The organism is Clostridia bacterium (assembly GCA_028698525.1).
Lineage (GTDB): Bacteria > Bacillota > Clostridia > JAQVDB01 > JAQVDB01 > JAQVDB01.
In genome coordinates this window covers 1-14,882 of record JAQVDB010000006.1, presented here as the reverse complement: position 1 = coordinate 14,882, position 14,882 = coordinate 1, and the positions used below count along the sequence as shown (strand labels likewise).

Sequence of the window (14,882 nt, the reverse complement as noted above, 5' to 3'; positions counted from 1 at the left end):
AAAATATAACAACAACTGCTATAAAGCCCTATCTTTTAGATAGGGCTTTATACTCTATTATACAGGATGTATCTGATCTTCCTTGTCCAGCAATGTGCTGTCTATTTTATATTTTTGTGCCTGTCTGTATTTAAAGAAATTAATTGCTACCTGTGGGAAGAGCGCATATGAAAGCACATCCTCCTCTTGTTCAATATATTCCTTTATCTCATCTCTATATTTATCAAGAGCAGGCTCTATATCATCTGCAGGGCGGTAATCTATAGGTTGTTCATCCCCTATTATCTTTTTCTGAACGTCTGGATTTACTTCTCCTGGCAAGCGTCCATACTCTCCCCTGAGTAAAGCTTTTGACTCATTTGTTACCATTTGATATCTTTTCCCTGTAAGTACATTCAATACTGCTTGAGTACCTACAATTTGACTGGTTGGCGTAACAAGGGGCGGATATCCGAAGTCTTTCCTAACCATAGGCACTTCCTCTAATACTTGCTCGAATTTATCCTCTGCGTTCTGCTGCGTCAGTTGTGACAGCAAATTAGAAAGCATCCCGCCTGGTACCTGATATATCAATGTTTTGATATTTATACCTAAAACTTTTTCATTTAAAAAACCCTGATGTTTGAGCTGATCCGCTACCTCTTTAAAATGCTCGGCTATTTCATTGAGCAGGTCAAGATCTAACCCAGTATCATATTCGGTACCTGCTAGAGTTGCAACCATTGGTTCAGTAGCAGGTTGTGATGTACCGTTCCCTAAAGGCGATAGTGCAGTATCAATTATATCTGCACCTGCTTCTATTGCTTTTAAGTATACCATTGATCCGGTACCACTTGAATTATGAGTGTGTAAATGTATAGGTATTTTTATAGCCTGTTTCATCTTTTTTACTAATTCATAGGCTTTATATGGTAGTAACAAATTGGCCATATCTTTTATACAAATAGTATCAGCACCCATTTTTTCCAATTCAACTGCCAGTTTAACAAAATAATCAACAGTATGGACGGGGCTAGTAGTATAACTTATAGCTGCTTGTACGTGTCCACCGTATTTTTTGGTTGATTTTATGGCCTGTTCCATATTTCTAGTATCATTTAATGCATCAAATATTCTAAATATATCCACGCCGTTTTCCTTGGCTTTTTTAACGAAAAGATCTACAACGTCATCAGGATAATGCTTATATCCTAGAAGATTTTGTCCTCTCAAGAGCATTTGTAGTTTTGTGTTTGGAATAGCCTTTTTTAATTGTCTCAACCTATCCCATGGGTCTTCATTTAAATATCGAAGACAGGAATCAAAAGTAGCTCCTCCCCATGCCTCTAAAGAATAGTACCCTACCTGGTCTAATTTATTGGCTATAGGAAGCATATCTTCCGTTTTCATCCTAGTTGCTGCCTGAGATTGATGAGCATCTCTGAGTATTGTATCAGTAATTTTAACTTTTGCCATCAAATTTGCCTCCTTAATCAAATTTACTCCCATATTATCCGAACAAAGAGAGCAGAACCCCTGCAGCAATCGCTGAACCTATGACACCTGCAACGTTAGGTCCCATCGCATGCATGAGTAGAAAATTGCTCGGATTTTCTTTTTGTCCCACTGTTTGTGCAACACGTGCAGCCATCGGAACTGCTGAAACCCCTGCTGATCCAATCAAAGGATTTATCTTTCCACCGCTCAATTTGCACATCAGCTTTCCGAACAAAGTACCTGTCGCTGTACCAAATGAAAAAGCAATGAGCCCTAAAACTATAATACCGATAGTCTGCGGACTTAAGAATGTTTCAGCATTAGCAGTAGCTCCTACTGTCACACCTAAAAATATAGTTACGATATTTATCAACTCGTTTTGTGCTGTCTTGCTAAGCCTATCTACAACTAGACTTTCTCTGAAAAGATTTCCTAACATCAGCATACCCAATAATGGGGCAGCAGAAGGAAGCAAAAGACTTCCAAGTATTGTAACAACAATAGGAAATAATATTTTTTCAAGTTTAGACACAGGACGAAGCTGTTCCATGACTATCATTCTCTCTTCTTTAGTGGTCAAAGCTTTCATTATTGGTGGCTGAATTATAGGTACTAAAGCCATATATGAATAAGCTGCCACGGCTATAGGTCCCAGTAGATGAGGTGCTAAACGCGAAGTCAAAAATATAGCTGTTGGTCCATCGGCCCCGCCTATTATACCTATTGAGGCTGCTTCTGGGCCTGTAAACCCGAGAAAAAGTGCACCTATAAATGTAAGGAATATACCGAACTGGGCAGAAGCTCCTAATAATAAACTTTTAGGATTGGCTATCAAAGGACCAAAATCTGTCATGGCTCCTATCCCTAGAAAAATGATCGGTGGATAGATTCCTAACTCTACACCCCGGTATAGATAATAAAGTAATCCGCCTATTTGTTCCAGTTCGCCTGTCGTTTTATTATAAATTGGCTCTGCCATCAATCCTGCTGCAGGCAAATTCGCAAGAATCATTCCAAAAGCTATAGGTAAAAGCAAAAGTGGCTCATACTTCTTTTTTATTGCAAGATATAGCAATATACATGCTACAGTTAGCATTATCAACTGTCTGTAATCAATTTGCGCAAAACCTGTATTCTTAAGAAAATCTATCAAAGCTTTGCTAAAAGATAATTTCTCCATCTGTTTCGCCTCACTTCCTTATTGCAAATACATTTAATTAAATTTATTGTAATGATGCTAGCACATCTCCTGTATCAACAGTAGCACCTTTGCTTACATTTACTGATGCAACGGTTCCGTCTTCAGGAGCCATTATCTCATTTTCCATCTTCATCGCTTCTAATATAAACATAACGTCTCCTTTTTTGATGCTGTCTCCGTTATTTATCTTTACATCCAATATATTGCCGGGCATCGGAGCTTTTATTTCTTGTGCACCTGTAGGTACAGAGGCAGATGGTTTAGAAGCTGGTTTTTTAGTCTCATTAGATTGGTTTTTATCAACAACTTGAGCAGTTGGCTGAGGCGCTGGTCTAGTTGTAACAGTGCTACCATCATTTATCTCTTCTACTTCTACTTCATATGATTTACCATTAACAGTGATCGCAAATTTTCTCATATATATATTCCTCCCTTTCGAATCTATCGCATTATCTATTTAACTGTTCCTGTCTGGCTATTTTGTTCCACACAGGTATGTTGTCAGGAAACCGTTTTATTGAACGCACAACGATATTATGTGTGGAAGTATTCAAACTTGCAGCTATTGCCGCTGTTATTACTGCAATCAATTCAAATTCATCTTTTTGATGGTCATCATTACATTGTGCATCTTCATCATTGTTTTCAGAAACATCATTGATATCCGTCTCAATTTTTGTTATAGCTGTGTTTTTTTTAGCTCTGTTCTGATTATCATAGATCAATACCTTAAGCAGGTTGAGTATGTATACTAGCGCTATAAGGACTATAAATACAGTACCCATCCCCAAAAAAGTAACAATCAATCCATTTGATAATTTATCCATACTTTCACTCCTCTCGTAGGGTTAAGCCTTATACGGGAATATTTCCGTGTTTCTTCTTAAGGCCGCTTTGCCTCTTGCTAGCTAACATCTCAATAGCATTTATCAATCTTGGTCTAGTTGCTTCAGGTTCTATTATATCGTCTACATAACCCCTGGCAGCAGCCTTATACGGATTTGCAAACTCATCCCTGTATTCCTGTATTTTAGTCTGTCTAAAGGTCTGAGGATCTTGGGATTCTTCTATCTCTTTTCTAAATACTATATTAGCAGCACCTTCAGGTCCCATTACAGCTATTTCGGCAGTAGGCCAAGCTAGAACAATATCTGCTCCTAAGTGCTTGCTGCTCATAGCGATATATGCCCCACCATATGCTTTTCTCACTATTACGTTTATCTTGGGCACAGTAGCCTCGGAATATGCAAAAAGCAGTTTGGCACCATGTCGTATTATGCCGCCATGTTCTTGAGAAACACCTGGCAGATAACCCGGAACATCAGTAAAGGTAACGATAGGTATATTAAATGAGTCACAGAATCTAACAAATCTAGCAGCTTTGTCTGAAGCATCAATGTCTAAACAACCTGCAAGCACTTTTGGTTGATTAGCAATTATACCCACTGTCTTTCCATTAAGGCGTCCAAAACCTGTTATAATATTTTGAGCAAAATATGGCTGTACTTCGATGAAATCGTTATTATCTAACACTTCCAGTATAATATTTTTCATATCATATACTTTGTTGGGCTCGTCTGGAATTATTTTGTTAAGCTCGGAAGAAAGTCTGTTCAAATCATCAGTTATATCATTGCCTGGAGATTCTTCCAAATTATTAGAAGGGAGAAAACCCATAAACTTTCTCAAGTTCTCAAGACATGTCTTTTCATCCTGATATACAAAATGTGCAACTCCGCTCTTTTGATTATGAGCCATTGCACCTCCTAATTCATCAGCACTAACTTCTTCGCCAGTTGCTGCTTTTATTACCTGCGGACCTGTTATAAACATCTTGCTGGTACCGTCCACCATGAATATAAAATCTGTTAGAGCAGGAGAATAAACAGCACCACCAGCACACGGCCCCATAATAACAGATATCTGAGGTATTACTCCAGATGCTTTTGTGTTTCGTAAAAATATTTCACCATATCCCTTTAAAGCATCTATACCCTCTTGGATTCTTGCACCGCCAGAATCATTGAGACCTATTATTGGAGCACCCATCTCAATGGCCATATCCATTACCTTGCAAATCTTTTTAGCATGCATCTCCCCTAGGGAACCACCAATAACCGTAAAATCCTGGGCATAAACAAATACCAATCTATCTTGGATGGTTCCATATCCGGTTATCACACCATCACCATGGGCTTGTACTTGAGGCATATTAAAGTTTGTAGATCTATGTTCTACAAAGGCATCAATTTCTACAAAGCTACCTTGGTCTAACAATAGCTCCAGCCTCTCTCTAGCGGTAAGCTTTTGTTTTGAATGTTGTTCTTCAATCTTTTGCTTGCCGCCACCTTGCCTAATTGAAATCTTCTTGCGTTGCATATCGGCAATCTTGCTATCTGTAGTCATTCACAACCCTCCAGTTAAAAAATATAAAATATATATAAAAACAATGTTCTAAATTAAATAAAAATATATCCTTGACCAGTTTAACCTTCAAAATTGTTTTTGTCAAATAAAACAACCTCGCCCAACTTCTATTATTCTACAAAAACACCTTGATTCCTTCTTTTTTTATTTCTTTTGAATAATAATTAACTCAGGAGGGTTATTAGGTTTGTTAACAAAATATGAGTGAAGAACAGAATATTCTTTGGAATCTAATTCCTTGACATATTTGATTATCTCTTTTTTCTCATATAATCCACCATCGTGCCCTGTATATAGGCATATAACTATTATACCTTCAGTATCCAACTTCGTTTTACATATATCTATGCATCTTATCGTGTTTTCCGGCAAAGTTATTATCGAGCGATCCCCGCCGGGCAGATATCCAAGATTGAATAGAACTCCATTTATATTTGTGTTGATATAATTGCCAATATTTTGATGTCCATCATTTATCAATACTACTCTTTGTTGCAACCCATGATCAATAAGCCGTTTTTGGGTGGCCTTAATCGCTTTGTCTTGAATATCAAATCCATATACTATTCCTTTTTCCCCTACCAGCTCTGCTAAAAAAACAGTATCATAACCATTGCCCACAGTTGCGTCAACAACTGTTTGTCCGGGTCTTACCACTTTTTCCAAAAATTCGTGAGACAGTTTAACTGTACTTGATAATAAATTCACCATTCTTCCTCTCCTGTCATTTGCTATACATTTAAAAAACTCCCTTATTTATGGGAGCAGTTATTATCAAAATATCCGTCCAGGTTTAATACCATAAAACTACAGCCACTACCGTACACCTTATCAAAATTAGACTGTATATTATTTCTAGGACTTGTATGATTAAAACCTAAGTTTTTAAATAGTTTTTCATGTTCAACAATCCTTCTGGTGAAAACAGTCTTTTGACCGCTTAAATCGATCATATTTAATGCTGATTTTATTAATGCTATTTTAAATTGGATGTTTTCCTTATCCTCAAATAAAAAAAGATTGTCAATGAGGCAAAAATCTAAAAAATATAGCATACCAATAGTTCCAATAACTTTTCCATCCTGTTCTGCTATAAGATAGTCAAAAAAAATATTCCATTGCTGTTCATCAATAGTTGATAGTATAAAGTTTCTCTGTTGTTTATTTGTTTTTTTAATCGAAATCATTGATAACCCCCTAAATTATAGACTTTTTAAATAATTAATCTCTTTATTGTTTAGCAACCTCCATTGCCCTGGTTGAAGCGATCCGATTTCGAGGTTCTGAATCGCTATTCTCTTAAGATAAAGCACCTTATGCCCTATCCTTTGACACATTCTCCTTATCTGTCTGTTTCTTCCTTCTTTTATCCCTATAGTTACTACAGCGTTTCCATCAACTATTTTATTTATTTTAATGAAAGCAGGACTAGTAATCCCATCCTCTAGCCTAATTCCCTTTTTAAAAATATGTAGTTTTCCTGATGAAGGTACCCCATCTAATATAGCCAGATATCTTTTTTCTACCTGATTTCGAGGATGTAATAATTTGTTTGTCAACTCTCCATCATTAGTGAGAATAAGAAGTCCTTCTGTTTCATAATCCAATCTACCTACAGGATATATCCTATAATTTATATCACCTATATAATCTAATACTTTTTTTCTACCAAACTGATCATCAGCTGTAGTCACACATCCTGAAGGTTTATTTAAAAGAATGTATATCTTTTTGTCCTCTTTGACAATTTTTTTGCCATCTACAGTTACTTTATCCACTCCAGGTTTTATTTTTAGGCCGGGTTGACTTGCTGTCTTTCCATTCACCTTAACCCTTCCCTGAGTTATTATCTCTTCACTTTTCCTTCTGGAAGCAACCCCACATTGAGCCATGAACTTTTGAAGCCTCATGCATACCACCTTTAATATCAATAGATCCAATTTTTGATTATTTTATCAAATGTTCTTATAAAAGTCTTTTCTGGTATTTGGCTATCGGTTACAAGATTAGTTTCAGCCAGCACCTTATTGCCAAGTTTCACTATTATTTTACCACAAATTTTATTTTTCTCCACTGGAGCTTTTATATTTTTTTCATATCTTTTTATCAGGTTCACTTTTTTTGTTTCACTTCTCTTTAACGTTACCTTTAAATTATTTTCACAAACTGCGTTTACAAAATCCTCTTCACCTTTTAGTACAGGTATTTCTTTTATTGTTTCGCCCTTTTTGCAGATATCGTACACACCATAATTTTTAAAAGCATGTTCCATTAATTCCATAGATTCTTCAAACATAGGACCACAATTTAAAACAACACATACTAACTGTAGGCCATTTCTAGTTGCAGATGATACAAGGCATCTTCCGGCTTTTTTTGTATAACCTGTTTTAACTCCATCCCCTCCTTCAAAATCCCATAAAATTTTATTTTTATTTGTAAATTTCCCCCTCCAATCTTCGCCCTCTCTTTCGACTTCTTTATGTTTGGATGAGACTATTTCTTTAAACACGGAATTTTTTAATGCATAACAAGTAATCAGTGCTAAATCATATGCTGTTGTATAGTGTCCCTCCTCATCCAAACCATGTGGGTTTTTAAAATTTGTATTTTTTGCCCCTATCTTTTTTGCTAGATCGTTCATCAATACTGCAAACTCTTCCGATGAGCCACCTATATGTTCAGCTATAGCAATAGCAGAATCATTCCCAGATCTCAACATAAGACCATAAATAAGATCAATCAGCTTCATCTTTTCTCCCACTTCAAGATATATAGAAGAACCCTCAGCCTTAACCGCTTTTTGACTGGCTTGCACTGTATCATCGGGTTTTCCATATTCTATTGCCGTAATCGCTGTCATTATCTTTGTGGTGCTTGCCATAGGCAATTTCTCATCTATATTATTGGCATAAAGTACTCTTAAATTGTTAACATCCATAACAATATATGATCGGGCAGAACAAGATGGTTGTACTTGAGCATAAGCTGTTATGCAACTTGAAATGATAAATACTATTACTAAAATAAATATATTAATTTTAGCCATATATTTCATAAGCTCACCTCATCGACTGTCAAACTAAAGGACGGAATTTTATCCGTCCATCAACTATTATTTTTCACATATACATTTTCTTTATTCTTTTTGGTCATACTCTTTATTTCCTCCATTATTTCAGGTATCATTTCCGCTATTCTATCTGCAGTATTGCGGTTAGCCAAGTGTAAAAGTCTGATCTGACCCTGTCCCACCACTAAAAAAGCCATAGGGTATACAGAAATACCAGCACCAGTGCCTCCACCAAAGGGCATTTGGTGAGAATCCTTTGTGAGTTCGTCGCTTGGCTTTTTGTTTGTTTCTTTACCATTGGCATTAAATTCGCTACCTCCTGTGACAAATCCAAAGGACAAACGAGATATGGGAATTATTACAGTACCGTCTACCGTTTCAACCGCATCACCAACAATTGTGTTAACATCTATCATTTCCTTCATATTTTCAAGGGTAGTTCCCATAATAGATTGTATTGGATGTTCGGACAAAAGTATCGCCTCCTTTATCTGCATGATACCATCTTAAAACCTGCAATAATAATATGACCTAATTTTATACTTATTATGCAGTCAAAATCCAATTCAAATGTGAGCACGTTATAGCAAGGCAATATATTTATATTCTGATTGTTAACTTTTACAGTTTGCTTTAAAATACTAAGTATAATATTGCTCACCGAAATAAAAAAGCCTGTAGCTAATGCGGTATAATATGCATCATCTAAACCAAGCTTCATGTGAAAAAAAAGATTAGATAGGGTTGTCTTGTTCAACATATATTTTATTCCTTTAATTATACAAATAAATTTAACTGCTCTTTTTCTTTGTGTCTTTTTGGTCCATTTTAAATCATACTTTAAATTAAACAATCCTCCCAAAGCACTAAAGGTTATATATGACTCTTTTTTGGCCATGTTTATATATGCTTTTACCCTTATCTTTAAATTGATAAATAACATTACTAATAACACGAAAAATACTATTGCGGAGGTAATCAATATTCACACCTCAAGTTGGCATCTTTTTTCTATTTTTCTCTAAAAAATAATAAAAATACATGTTTATACATGTATTTTTATTCTGTATCTTTTTTCAGTTGTTGATATTTAGGAAGTTCTTCAATAGATTGAATGTTAAAATACCTTAGAAAAGCATCATTTGTCCCATACAAAATAGGTCTTCCTGGGGCATCTTTTCTATCCCTCTCTTCTATCAATTCTAATTCTACCAACTTGTTTAATGAAGTTGTAGAATTAACCCCTCTTATAGCCTCAATTTCTTGCCTAGTTATCGGTTGTCTGTATGCTATAATTGATAGAGTTTCTAATAGAGGCTGTGTAAGTCTTTGTCTGTTTTCACGATTTGCTAGCAACTGGATGTATTCAGCATACTCTGGCTTTGTACATAATTGAACTTTATTATTCAATTTAGTTATAATCAGACCAAAACTGTTTTTATTATATTTATCAATTAGTATTTCAAGTTGATATTCGATTATATTTAATACATCACATATTTTAGATATTTCTATAGGTTCACCTGAAACAAATAAAACAGATTCAACTATAGATATCATCTTATTTTCTTCCAATTTCTAACCCTCTCTTAGATTTGTCTTGGATTATTATATTGCTAAATATCTTATTTTGGGTTATATGAATTTTGTTTTTCTTTGCTAACTCAAGAATTGCTAAAAAAGATACTATAACTTCAGGTTTGCTGAGCCTTTTACAAAAATATTTATTGAAGTTGATCTTTTTATATTTTCTCAGCATTTTTTTTAATTTTGATACCATTTTTGTGGTAGAAAACGCTTTGGTTTTAAGATAACTAAACTTCTGTTCAGAATAGAAAGTTTCTTTTATTGCACTTGAAGCTCTTCTAAAGGAAGAGTATAGCTGATCAAGTTCTATAGGAGCTATTATTACACTCTGAAATCTGAAATCATCCAGGTCACTTTTTTCTTTATAGAAAACCTTGCTAGCCTTTGATTCCATTTCTCTCAGTTGCTGGCAAACTTGTTTAAACTTTTTGTATTCTATGAGCTTGTATATTAATTCATCTTTTTCATCTTGATCATCTTGTTGATTTTCATCATCTGCAACAGGTAAGAGGGATTTAGCCTTAATTTCAAGTAGAGTAGCCGCCATAACGATGAATTCGCTGCTTATTTCTAGATCAACTTTTCTCATTTCATTTAGATATTCATTATATTGTTCAGTTATCTCAGCAATATTTATGTCATATATGCTCAATTTAGACTTTTCTATTAAATGCAATAGAAGGTCTAGTGGACCTTCAAATTTGCTTAAAACAACATTATATGCCATCGTTTCCCACCATATTATTATATTTTCATAGCTTCTCTTACTTCCTCCATAGTCTTCTGTGCAACTTTTCTCATCTTTTGAGAGCCCGTATTCAACACCTGTTTTACATAGTCCGGTTTTTTCTCCAGCTCTTTCCTTTTTGAATAAATAGGTTCTAAATAATTCATCATATTATTGGCAAGTTTTTTCTTACATTCCACACATCCTATTTTACCCTTTCTACAATTGCTCTGAATCTCGTCAACCTCATTTTCGCTAAAAACTTTATGAAATGCATAGGCAGAACAAACTTCAGGATGTCCGGGATCATTCTTCCTTATCCTTTCAGGATCCGTTATCATTCGGCTTACTTTTTTTTGTATCTGCTCAGGCCCATCCGATAATGCAATGGTGTTATCGTAGCTTTTACTCATCTTTCTTCCATCCAATCCTGGAAGCACTTTTACTTGATTGAGCTTTTCTTTGGGCTCAGGAAAAACATTTCCATATAAGAAATTAAATCTCCTCGCAATCTCCCTGCTCAATTCCAGATGTGGAAGTTGATCTTCTCCTACCGGCACCAAAGTAGCTTTACATATCAGTATATCTGATGCCATAAGACAGGGATATCCTAAAAATCCATATGTGGTTATCTCCCTATCCTTTAATTGATTGATCTGATCCTTGTATGTGGGACATCTTTCCAACCATGATAAAGGTATAATCATGGACATCAAGAGATGAAGTTCAGCAATTTCTTTTATTTCAGATTGTACATAAATCGTGCACTTTTCAGGATCTAATCCGGCACTTATCCAATCAATTGCAATTTCCATTATATTGCTCTTTAACTCACTAGTATCTTCATATCCAGTAGTAAGAGCATGCCAATCCACTATTGAATGATAGCATTCATATTCATTCTGTAGTTTTACCCAATTTTCCAGTGCACCAAAATAGTTGCCAAGATGCAATTTGCCAGTCGGCCTCATGCCGCTCATTATCCTTTGTTTTGTCATTTATTTACCTCCTGAAGTAAGCTAATACGAATATATTTTAATATCAATCCTTTATGATGATTATCAAATTAAAGAATTAAATGTACAATGCTTGTTATTATCAGCTGTATAAAATTTATCAATGGATACAGAATTAAGTCCAACGCATTGGTAATAATAAGTATTATCAATATTATGAAACCATATCTTTCAAAGTTATAATAAGCACCTCTACGATTATATGGCAATAAGTTAAGTAATATTTTAGATCCGTCTAAAGGCGGGATAGGCAAGATGTTAAAAACAGCGAGGACTATGTTTATGCTGTATATATAATAGATTATATTATATATAGTATTATCTATTATAAAAAAATTAGATAATAACACTAATACAAAATAGGATACAAATGCTAAAATCAGATTCATGCAGACTCCAGCTACTGCTACCTTGATCTCACCTTTTTTTCTGTCTTTAAAATATGTAGGATTTATCTGCACAGGTTTAGCCCATCCAAATCCGGCGAAAAGGAGCAAAAGAAAGCCGAATATATCTATATGACTGAAAGGATCTAATGTCAATCTCCCCTGACTTCTAGGCGTAGGATCTCCGAGCCTATCTGCTACATAGGCATGGGCATATTCATGGAACGAAAAAGCAATAAAAATAGCAGGAAGACTATATAGTATGGACATTAAATTGGTTCCAAACAAAAAAATCACCTAATTCTTTTTTAAGCTATTATTATATTAACTCTTTAAAGTCTTTGTGTAAAGAACTATATTTATTCAAGCCAATATGGAACCCTATCTTTGCTCACTAAATCCTCATATGTTTCTCTCTCCACCAAGATTGAGCTTTCCCCATTATTAACCAAAACAACTGCAGGAACAGGTATTCTGTTATAGTTACTAGCCATGGAATAAGTATATGCTCCTGTGGAGAACACAGCTAATATGTCTCCCGGTTCAGCTATAGGTAATTCTATATCCCTTATCAGCATATCACCTGATTCACAACATTTACCTGCAATGGAAACTACCTCACTAGCAGAAAGAGTCGCTTTGTTTGCAATTATCGCATCATATTTTGCCTGATAAAGTGCAGGTCTAGGATTGTCTGTCATACCGCCATCAATACTTACATATTTCCTTATGTTTGGAATATCTTTAATAGTACCGATAGTATATAACGTTGTGCCTGCTTCGCCTACAATTGATCTTCCAGGTTCTATAACCAGCTTTGGCATCTTTAAATTTTTATCCACACACTTTCGCTTTAAGGTATCCGATATAACTTTAATAGAATGTGGTACATCTTTAGGTCTATCTTGCTCAGTATACCTGATTCCAAAGCCTCCACCAAGATTGAGCTCAATAGTGTCTAGTCCCAATTGGTTTTTTACATTTAAGATAAAATCTGTAACTATGTCTATAGCAAGCTTGTATGGCTTAATTTCAAATATTTGCGACCCGATATGACAGTGAAAACCCTTAAAGTTTATGCTTGGAGATTGTTTAATTAAAACAAGCGCTCTTAATGCACTTCCATCATTTATTCCTAAACCAAACTTTGAATCATCCTGACCTGTTTGTATATATTCATGAGTATGAGCTTCAACACCAGGTTTTATCCTTAATAGAACATCTACTTTTTTGCCCATTGAACCGGCTATTTTTTCTATCAAGTGTATTTCCAATTCACTATCAATAACAATAGTACCTATACCTTTTTTTATTGCTAGTTTCAGTTCATCTGATGTTTTATTATTCCCATGAAAATACACTTTCTCAAGGGGAAAACCAGATTTAATGGCAGTATAGATTTCCCCGCCCGATACCACATCTAAACCTAAACCTTCTTGTTGGATTATTTTCAACAGTCCAACTGAACAGAATGCCTTGCTTGCGTAAAGTACCAGTCCATCCCCGTAATACTGCTTCAAACTATCATTATAAGTACGACACATCTGTCGCAAATATGTTTCGTCTAATACATATAGCGGGGTACCATATTGCTCTACCAGCTCTATTGTATCACAACCCCCGATTTCTAAATTGCCCTTTGCGTTTACTTTGATATTTTCGAAAAGCTTCATAATCCCTTATGACCTCATATTCTGTGAATTTTTATGAATTTTAACATATAAATTTTTTGATGTCAAGTATAGGAGTTTTACAGCTGTTGGTATTTTATTAATTTTAAAAGTAAAAAAGCAGGACTTTTTTATTGATCCTGCTTGCTAATACATCCATTTTGCTAATATTTTCTTAAACATATCCATGGTATTTGCCTTTCTGATCTCTTTATCGCTAATTATATCATATTTTTTCATCTGTTTATTATCTAGCATCAATATATATTCCCCTACCTTTTGACCTTTCTCAACAGGAGCCTCCAAACTATCCTGAATTTTAACATCTTGGCTGAGCTTTTCTTTTTCTCCCTTCTTTAATAAAATATTTATATCGTCAGGGAGAATGGCTTTTACTTCTTCTTCTTTTCCGTTCAGCACTTTGATCTTTTTTAATACTTTGTCACTCTGGGCGATTTTAGCAATCTCATAATTTGCAAATCCATAATTAAGCAGGTCAGATGCTTCTTTAAATCTTTTTTGTGAGGTGGGGCCTCCTAAAACGACGCTTATAAGACGCAATCCGTTCCTCTTGGCTGTAGCAGACAAGCAAAATTTCGCTTGAGAGGTGGAACCGGTTTTGATTCCATCACAGCCGTCATAAAACTTTATTAATTTATTAGTGTTGTTTAAATCAAATACTTTGTCATCTTCACGCAAATGATCTACCCAAATTGTAAGCCATTTATGGACATCAGGATATTTAATAACAAGTTCCCTTGACATTATTGATACATCCCTTGCCGATGAATAATGATTATCAGCATCCAATCCATTACAATTTTCAAAATGTGTATTTTCCATCCCTAATTCTTTTGCCTTTTCGTTCATCATTTTCACAAAGGAGTCTTGGGTTCCGGCTATATGTTCTGCTATTGCAACACTTGCATCGTTAGCAGAGGCCACTGAAATTGCTTTTAATAACTCATTTACCGTCATTTTTTCGCCTTTAGCTAAAAAAATTGTAGAACCACCCATATTGCTGGCATTTTCGCTTGCAGTAACCACATCATCTAGATGAATTCTACCGTTTTCTATAGCTTCCATTGTTAAAAGAAGCGTCATTATTTTTGTTACGCTGGCAATAGGCAATTTTTCATCAGCATTTTTTTCAATGATCTCTTTTCCTGTTTCAGTCTCTATCAATATAGCTGATTTAGATTCCAGCTCAATTTCTTGAGCTGACGCAAAACAATTGATGTTAAATAAAAAAATAGTCAAAAGAAAAAACACAAATATTTTCCTTGTTTTTTCCATACACATCCTCCTTAATACTATAT

17 protein-coding genes are annotated in these 14,882 nt (G+C 34.9%); all 17 read right to left on the bottom strand.

Features of this window, described 5'->3' with window-relative positions; genetic code table 11:
• Positions 1 to 57: 57 nt before the first annotated feature.
• The 17 genes from PHP06_01545 to PHP06_01465 all read right to left on the bottom strand — a co-directional run bounded on the left by PHP06_01545 (position 58) and on the right by PHP06_01465 (position 14,859).
• The gene (locus tag PHP06_01545) at positions 58 to 1,455 is read right to left on the bottom strand and encodes an oxaloacetate decarboxylase subunit alpha (protein MDD3839244.1); all 1,398 of its coding nucleotides are present in this window, start codon (positions 1,453 to 1,455) and stop codon (positions 58 to 60) included.
• 34 nt (positions 1,456 to 1,489) lie between these two features.
• Positions 1,490 to 2,656, bottom strand: a complete 1,167-nt coding sequence (locus PHP06_01540; protein MDD3839243.1) for a sodium ion-translocating decarboxylase subunit beta — start codon at positions 2,654 to 2,656, stop codon at positions 1,490 to 1,492.
• A gap of 43 nt (positions 2,657 to 2,699) precedes the next feature.
• The gene (locus PHP06_01535; protein MDD3839242.1) at positions 2,700 to 3,095 is read right to left on the bottom strand and encodes a biotin/lipoyl-binding protein; all 396 of its coding nucleotides are present in this window, start codon (positions 3,093 to 3,095) and stop codon (positions 2,700 to 2,702) included.
• Between the two features lie 31 nt (positions 3,096 to 3,126).
• Positions 3,127 to 3,504, bottom strand: a complete 378-nt coding sequence (locus tag PHP06_01530) for an OadG family protein (GenBank protein ID MDD3839241.1) — start codon at positions 3,502 to 3,504, stop codon at positions 3,127 to 3,129.
• 28 nt (positions 3,505 to 3,532) lie between these two features.
• Positions 3,533 to 5,083 carry a carboxyl transferase domain-containing protein gene (locus PHP06_01525; GenBank protein ID MDD3839240.1) on the bottom strand — a complete coding sequence of 517 codons (1,551 nt, stop codon included), beginning with the start codon at positions 5,081 to 5,083 and terminating at the stop codon, positions 3,533 to 3,535.
• Positions 5,084 to 5,248: 165 nt separating this feature from the next.
• A complete protein-coding gene (locus tag PHP06_01520; GenBank protein MDD3839239.1) occupies positions 5,249 to 5,815 on the bottom strand; it encodes a class I SAM-dependent methyltransferase in 567 nt (188 codons plus the stop codon).
• Between the two features lie 41 nt (positions 5,816 to 5,856).
• The gene (locus PHP06_01515) at positions 5,857 to 6,291 is read right to left on the bottom strand and encodes a hypothetical protein (GenBank protein MDD3839238.1); all 435 of its coding nucleotides are present in this window, start codon (positions 6,289 to 6,291) and stop codon (positions 5,857 to 5,859) included.
• Positions 6,292 to 6,306: 15 nt separating this feature from the next.
• Entirely contained in the window at positions 6,307 to 7,014 is a 708-nt protein-coding gene (locus PHP06_01510) for a pseudouridine synthase (GenBank protein MDD3839237.1), read from the bottom strand.
• Between the two features lie 17 nt (positions 7,015 to 7,031).
• Entirely contained in the window at positions 7,032 to 8,162 is a 1,131-nt protein-coding gene (locus PHP06_01505; GenBank protein ID MDD3839236.1) for a D-alanyl-D-alanine carboxypeptidase, read from the bottom strand.
• Between the two features lie 50 nt (positions 8,163 to 8,212).
• The gene (gene ytfJ / locus PHP06_01500) at positions 8,213 to 8,650 is read right to left on the bottom strand and encodes a GerW family sporulation protein (GenBank protein MDD3839235.1); all 438 of its coding nucleotides are present in this window, start codon (positions 8,648 to 8,650) and stop codon (positions 8,213 to 8,215) included.
• A 14-nt stretch (positions 8,651 to 8,664) separates the two neighbouring features.
• Positions 8,665 to 9,159 carry a DUF2953 domain-containing protein gene (locus PHP06_01495; protein MDD3839234.1) on the bottom strand — a complete coding sequence of 165 codons (495 nt, stop codon included), beginning with the start codon at positions 9,157 to 9,159 and terminating at the stop codon, positions 8,665 to 8,667.
• 77 nt (positions 9,160 to 9,236) lie between these two features.
• Positions 9,237 to 9,752: an SMC-Scp complex subunit ScpB gene (gene scpB / locus PHP06_01490; GenBank protein MDD3839233.1), complete on the bottom strand. Its 516-nt coding sequence runs from the start codon at positions 9,750 to 9,752 to the stop codon at positions 9,237 to 9,239.
• A complete protein-coding gene (locus tag PHP06_01485) occupies positions 9,739 to 10,491 on the bottom strand; it encodes a segregation/condensation protein A (GenBank protein MDD3839232.1) in 753 nt (250 codons plus the stop codon). The genes scpB and PHP06_01485 overlap by 14 nt, the downstream gene beginning before the upstream one ends.
• A 17-nt stretch (positions 10,492 to 10,508) precedes the next feature.
• Positions 10,509 to 11,489, bottom strand: a complete 981-nt coding sequence (trpS, locus tag PHP06_01480; protein ID MDD3839231.1) for a tryptophan--tRNA ligase — start codon at positions 11,487 to 11,489, stop codon at positions 10,509 to 10,511.
• Positions 11,490 to 11,557: 68 nt separating this feature from the next.
• Positions 11,558 to 12,163 (bottom strand): site-2 protease family protein, encoded by a 606-nt coding sequence (locus PHP06_01475; GenBank protein MDD3839230.1) that lies wholly within the window; start codon positions 12,161 to 12,163, stop codon positions 11,558 to 11,560.
• An 89-nt stretch (positions 12,164 to 12,252) separates the two neighbouring features.
• A complete protein-coding gene (gene lysA / locus PHP06_01470) occupies positions 12,253 to 13,566 on the bottom strand; it encodes a diaminopimelate decarboxylase (GenBank protein ID MDD3839229.1) in 1,314 nt (437 codons plus the stop codon).
• Between the two features lie 144 nt (positions 13,567 to 13,710).
• The gene (locus PHP06_01465; protein MDD3839228.1) at positions 13,711 to 14,859 is read right to left on the bottom strand and encodes a D-alanyl-D-alanine carboxypeptidase; all 1,149 of its coding nucleotides are present in this window, start codon (positions 14,857 to 14,859) and stop codon (positions 13,711 to 13,713) included.
• Positions 14,860 to 14,882 lie beyond the last annotated feature (23 nt).

Excerpts from the sequence above, each read along its gene's own strand:
- PHP06_01545 (MDD3839244.1), bottom strand. The coding sequence starts at position 1,455 with ATGGCAAAAGTTAAAATTACTGATACAATACTCAGAGATGCTCATCAA.
- PHP06_01540 (MDD3839243.1), bottom strand. The coding sequence starts at position 2,656 with ATGGAGAAATTATCTTTTAGCAAAGCTTTGATAGATTTTCTTAAGAAT.
- PHP06_01535 (MDD3839242.1), bottom strand. The coding sequence starts at position 3,095 with ATGAGAAAATTTGCGATCACTGTTAATGGTAAATCATATGAAGTAGAA.
- PHP06_01530 (MDD3839241.1), bottom strand. The coding sequence starts at position 3,504 with ATGGATAAATTATCAAATGGATTGATTGTTACTTTTTTGGGGATGGGT.
- PHP06_01525 (MDD3839240.1), bottom strand. The coding sequence starts at position 5,083 with ATGACTACAGATAGCAAGATTGCCGATATGCAACGCAAGAAGATTTCA.
- PHP06_01520 (MDD3839239.1), bottom strand. The coding sequence starts at position 5,815 with ATGGTGAATTTATTATCAAGTACAGTTAAACTGTCTCACGAATTTTTG.
- PHP06_01515 (MDD3839238.1), bottom strand. The coding sequence starts at position 6,291 with ATGATTTCGATTAAAAAAACAAATAAACAACAGAGAAACTTTATACTA.
- PHP06_01510 (MDD3839237.1), bottom strand. The coding sequence starts at position 7,014 with ATGAGGCTTCAAAAGTTCATGGCTCAATGTGGGGTTGCTTCCAGAAGG.
- PHP06_01505 (MDD3839236.1), bottom strand. The coding sequence starts at position 8,162 with ATGAAATATATGGCTAAAATTAATATATTTATTTTAGTAATAGTATTT.
- PHP06_01485 (MDD3839232.1), bottom strand. The coding sequence starts at position 10,491 with ATGGCATATAATGTTGTTTTAAGCAAATTTGAAGGTCCACTAGACCTT.
- trpS (MDD3839231.1), bottom strand. The coding sequence starts at position 11,489 with ATGACAAAACAAAGGATAATGAGCGGCATGAGGCCGACTGGCAAATTG.
- PHP06_01475 (MDD3839230.1), bottom strand. The coding sequence starts at position 12,163 with ATGTCCATACTATATAGTCTTCCTGCTATTTTTATTGCTTTTTCGTTC.
- lysA (MDD3839229.1), bottom strand. The coding sequence starts at position 13,566 with ATGAAGCTTTTCGAAAATATCAAAGTAAACGCAAAGGGCAATTTAGAA.
- PHP06_01465 (MDD3839228.1), bottom strand. The coding sequence starts at position 14,859 with ATGGAAAAAACAAGGAAAATATTTGTGTTTTTTCTTTTGACTATTTTT.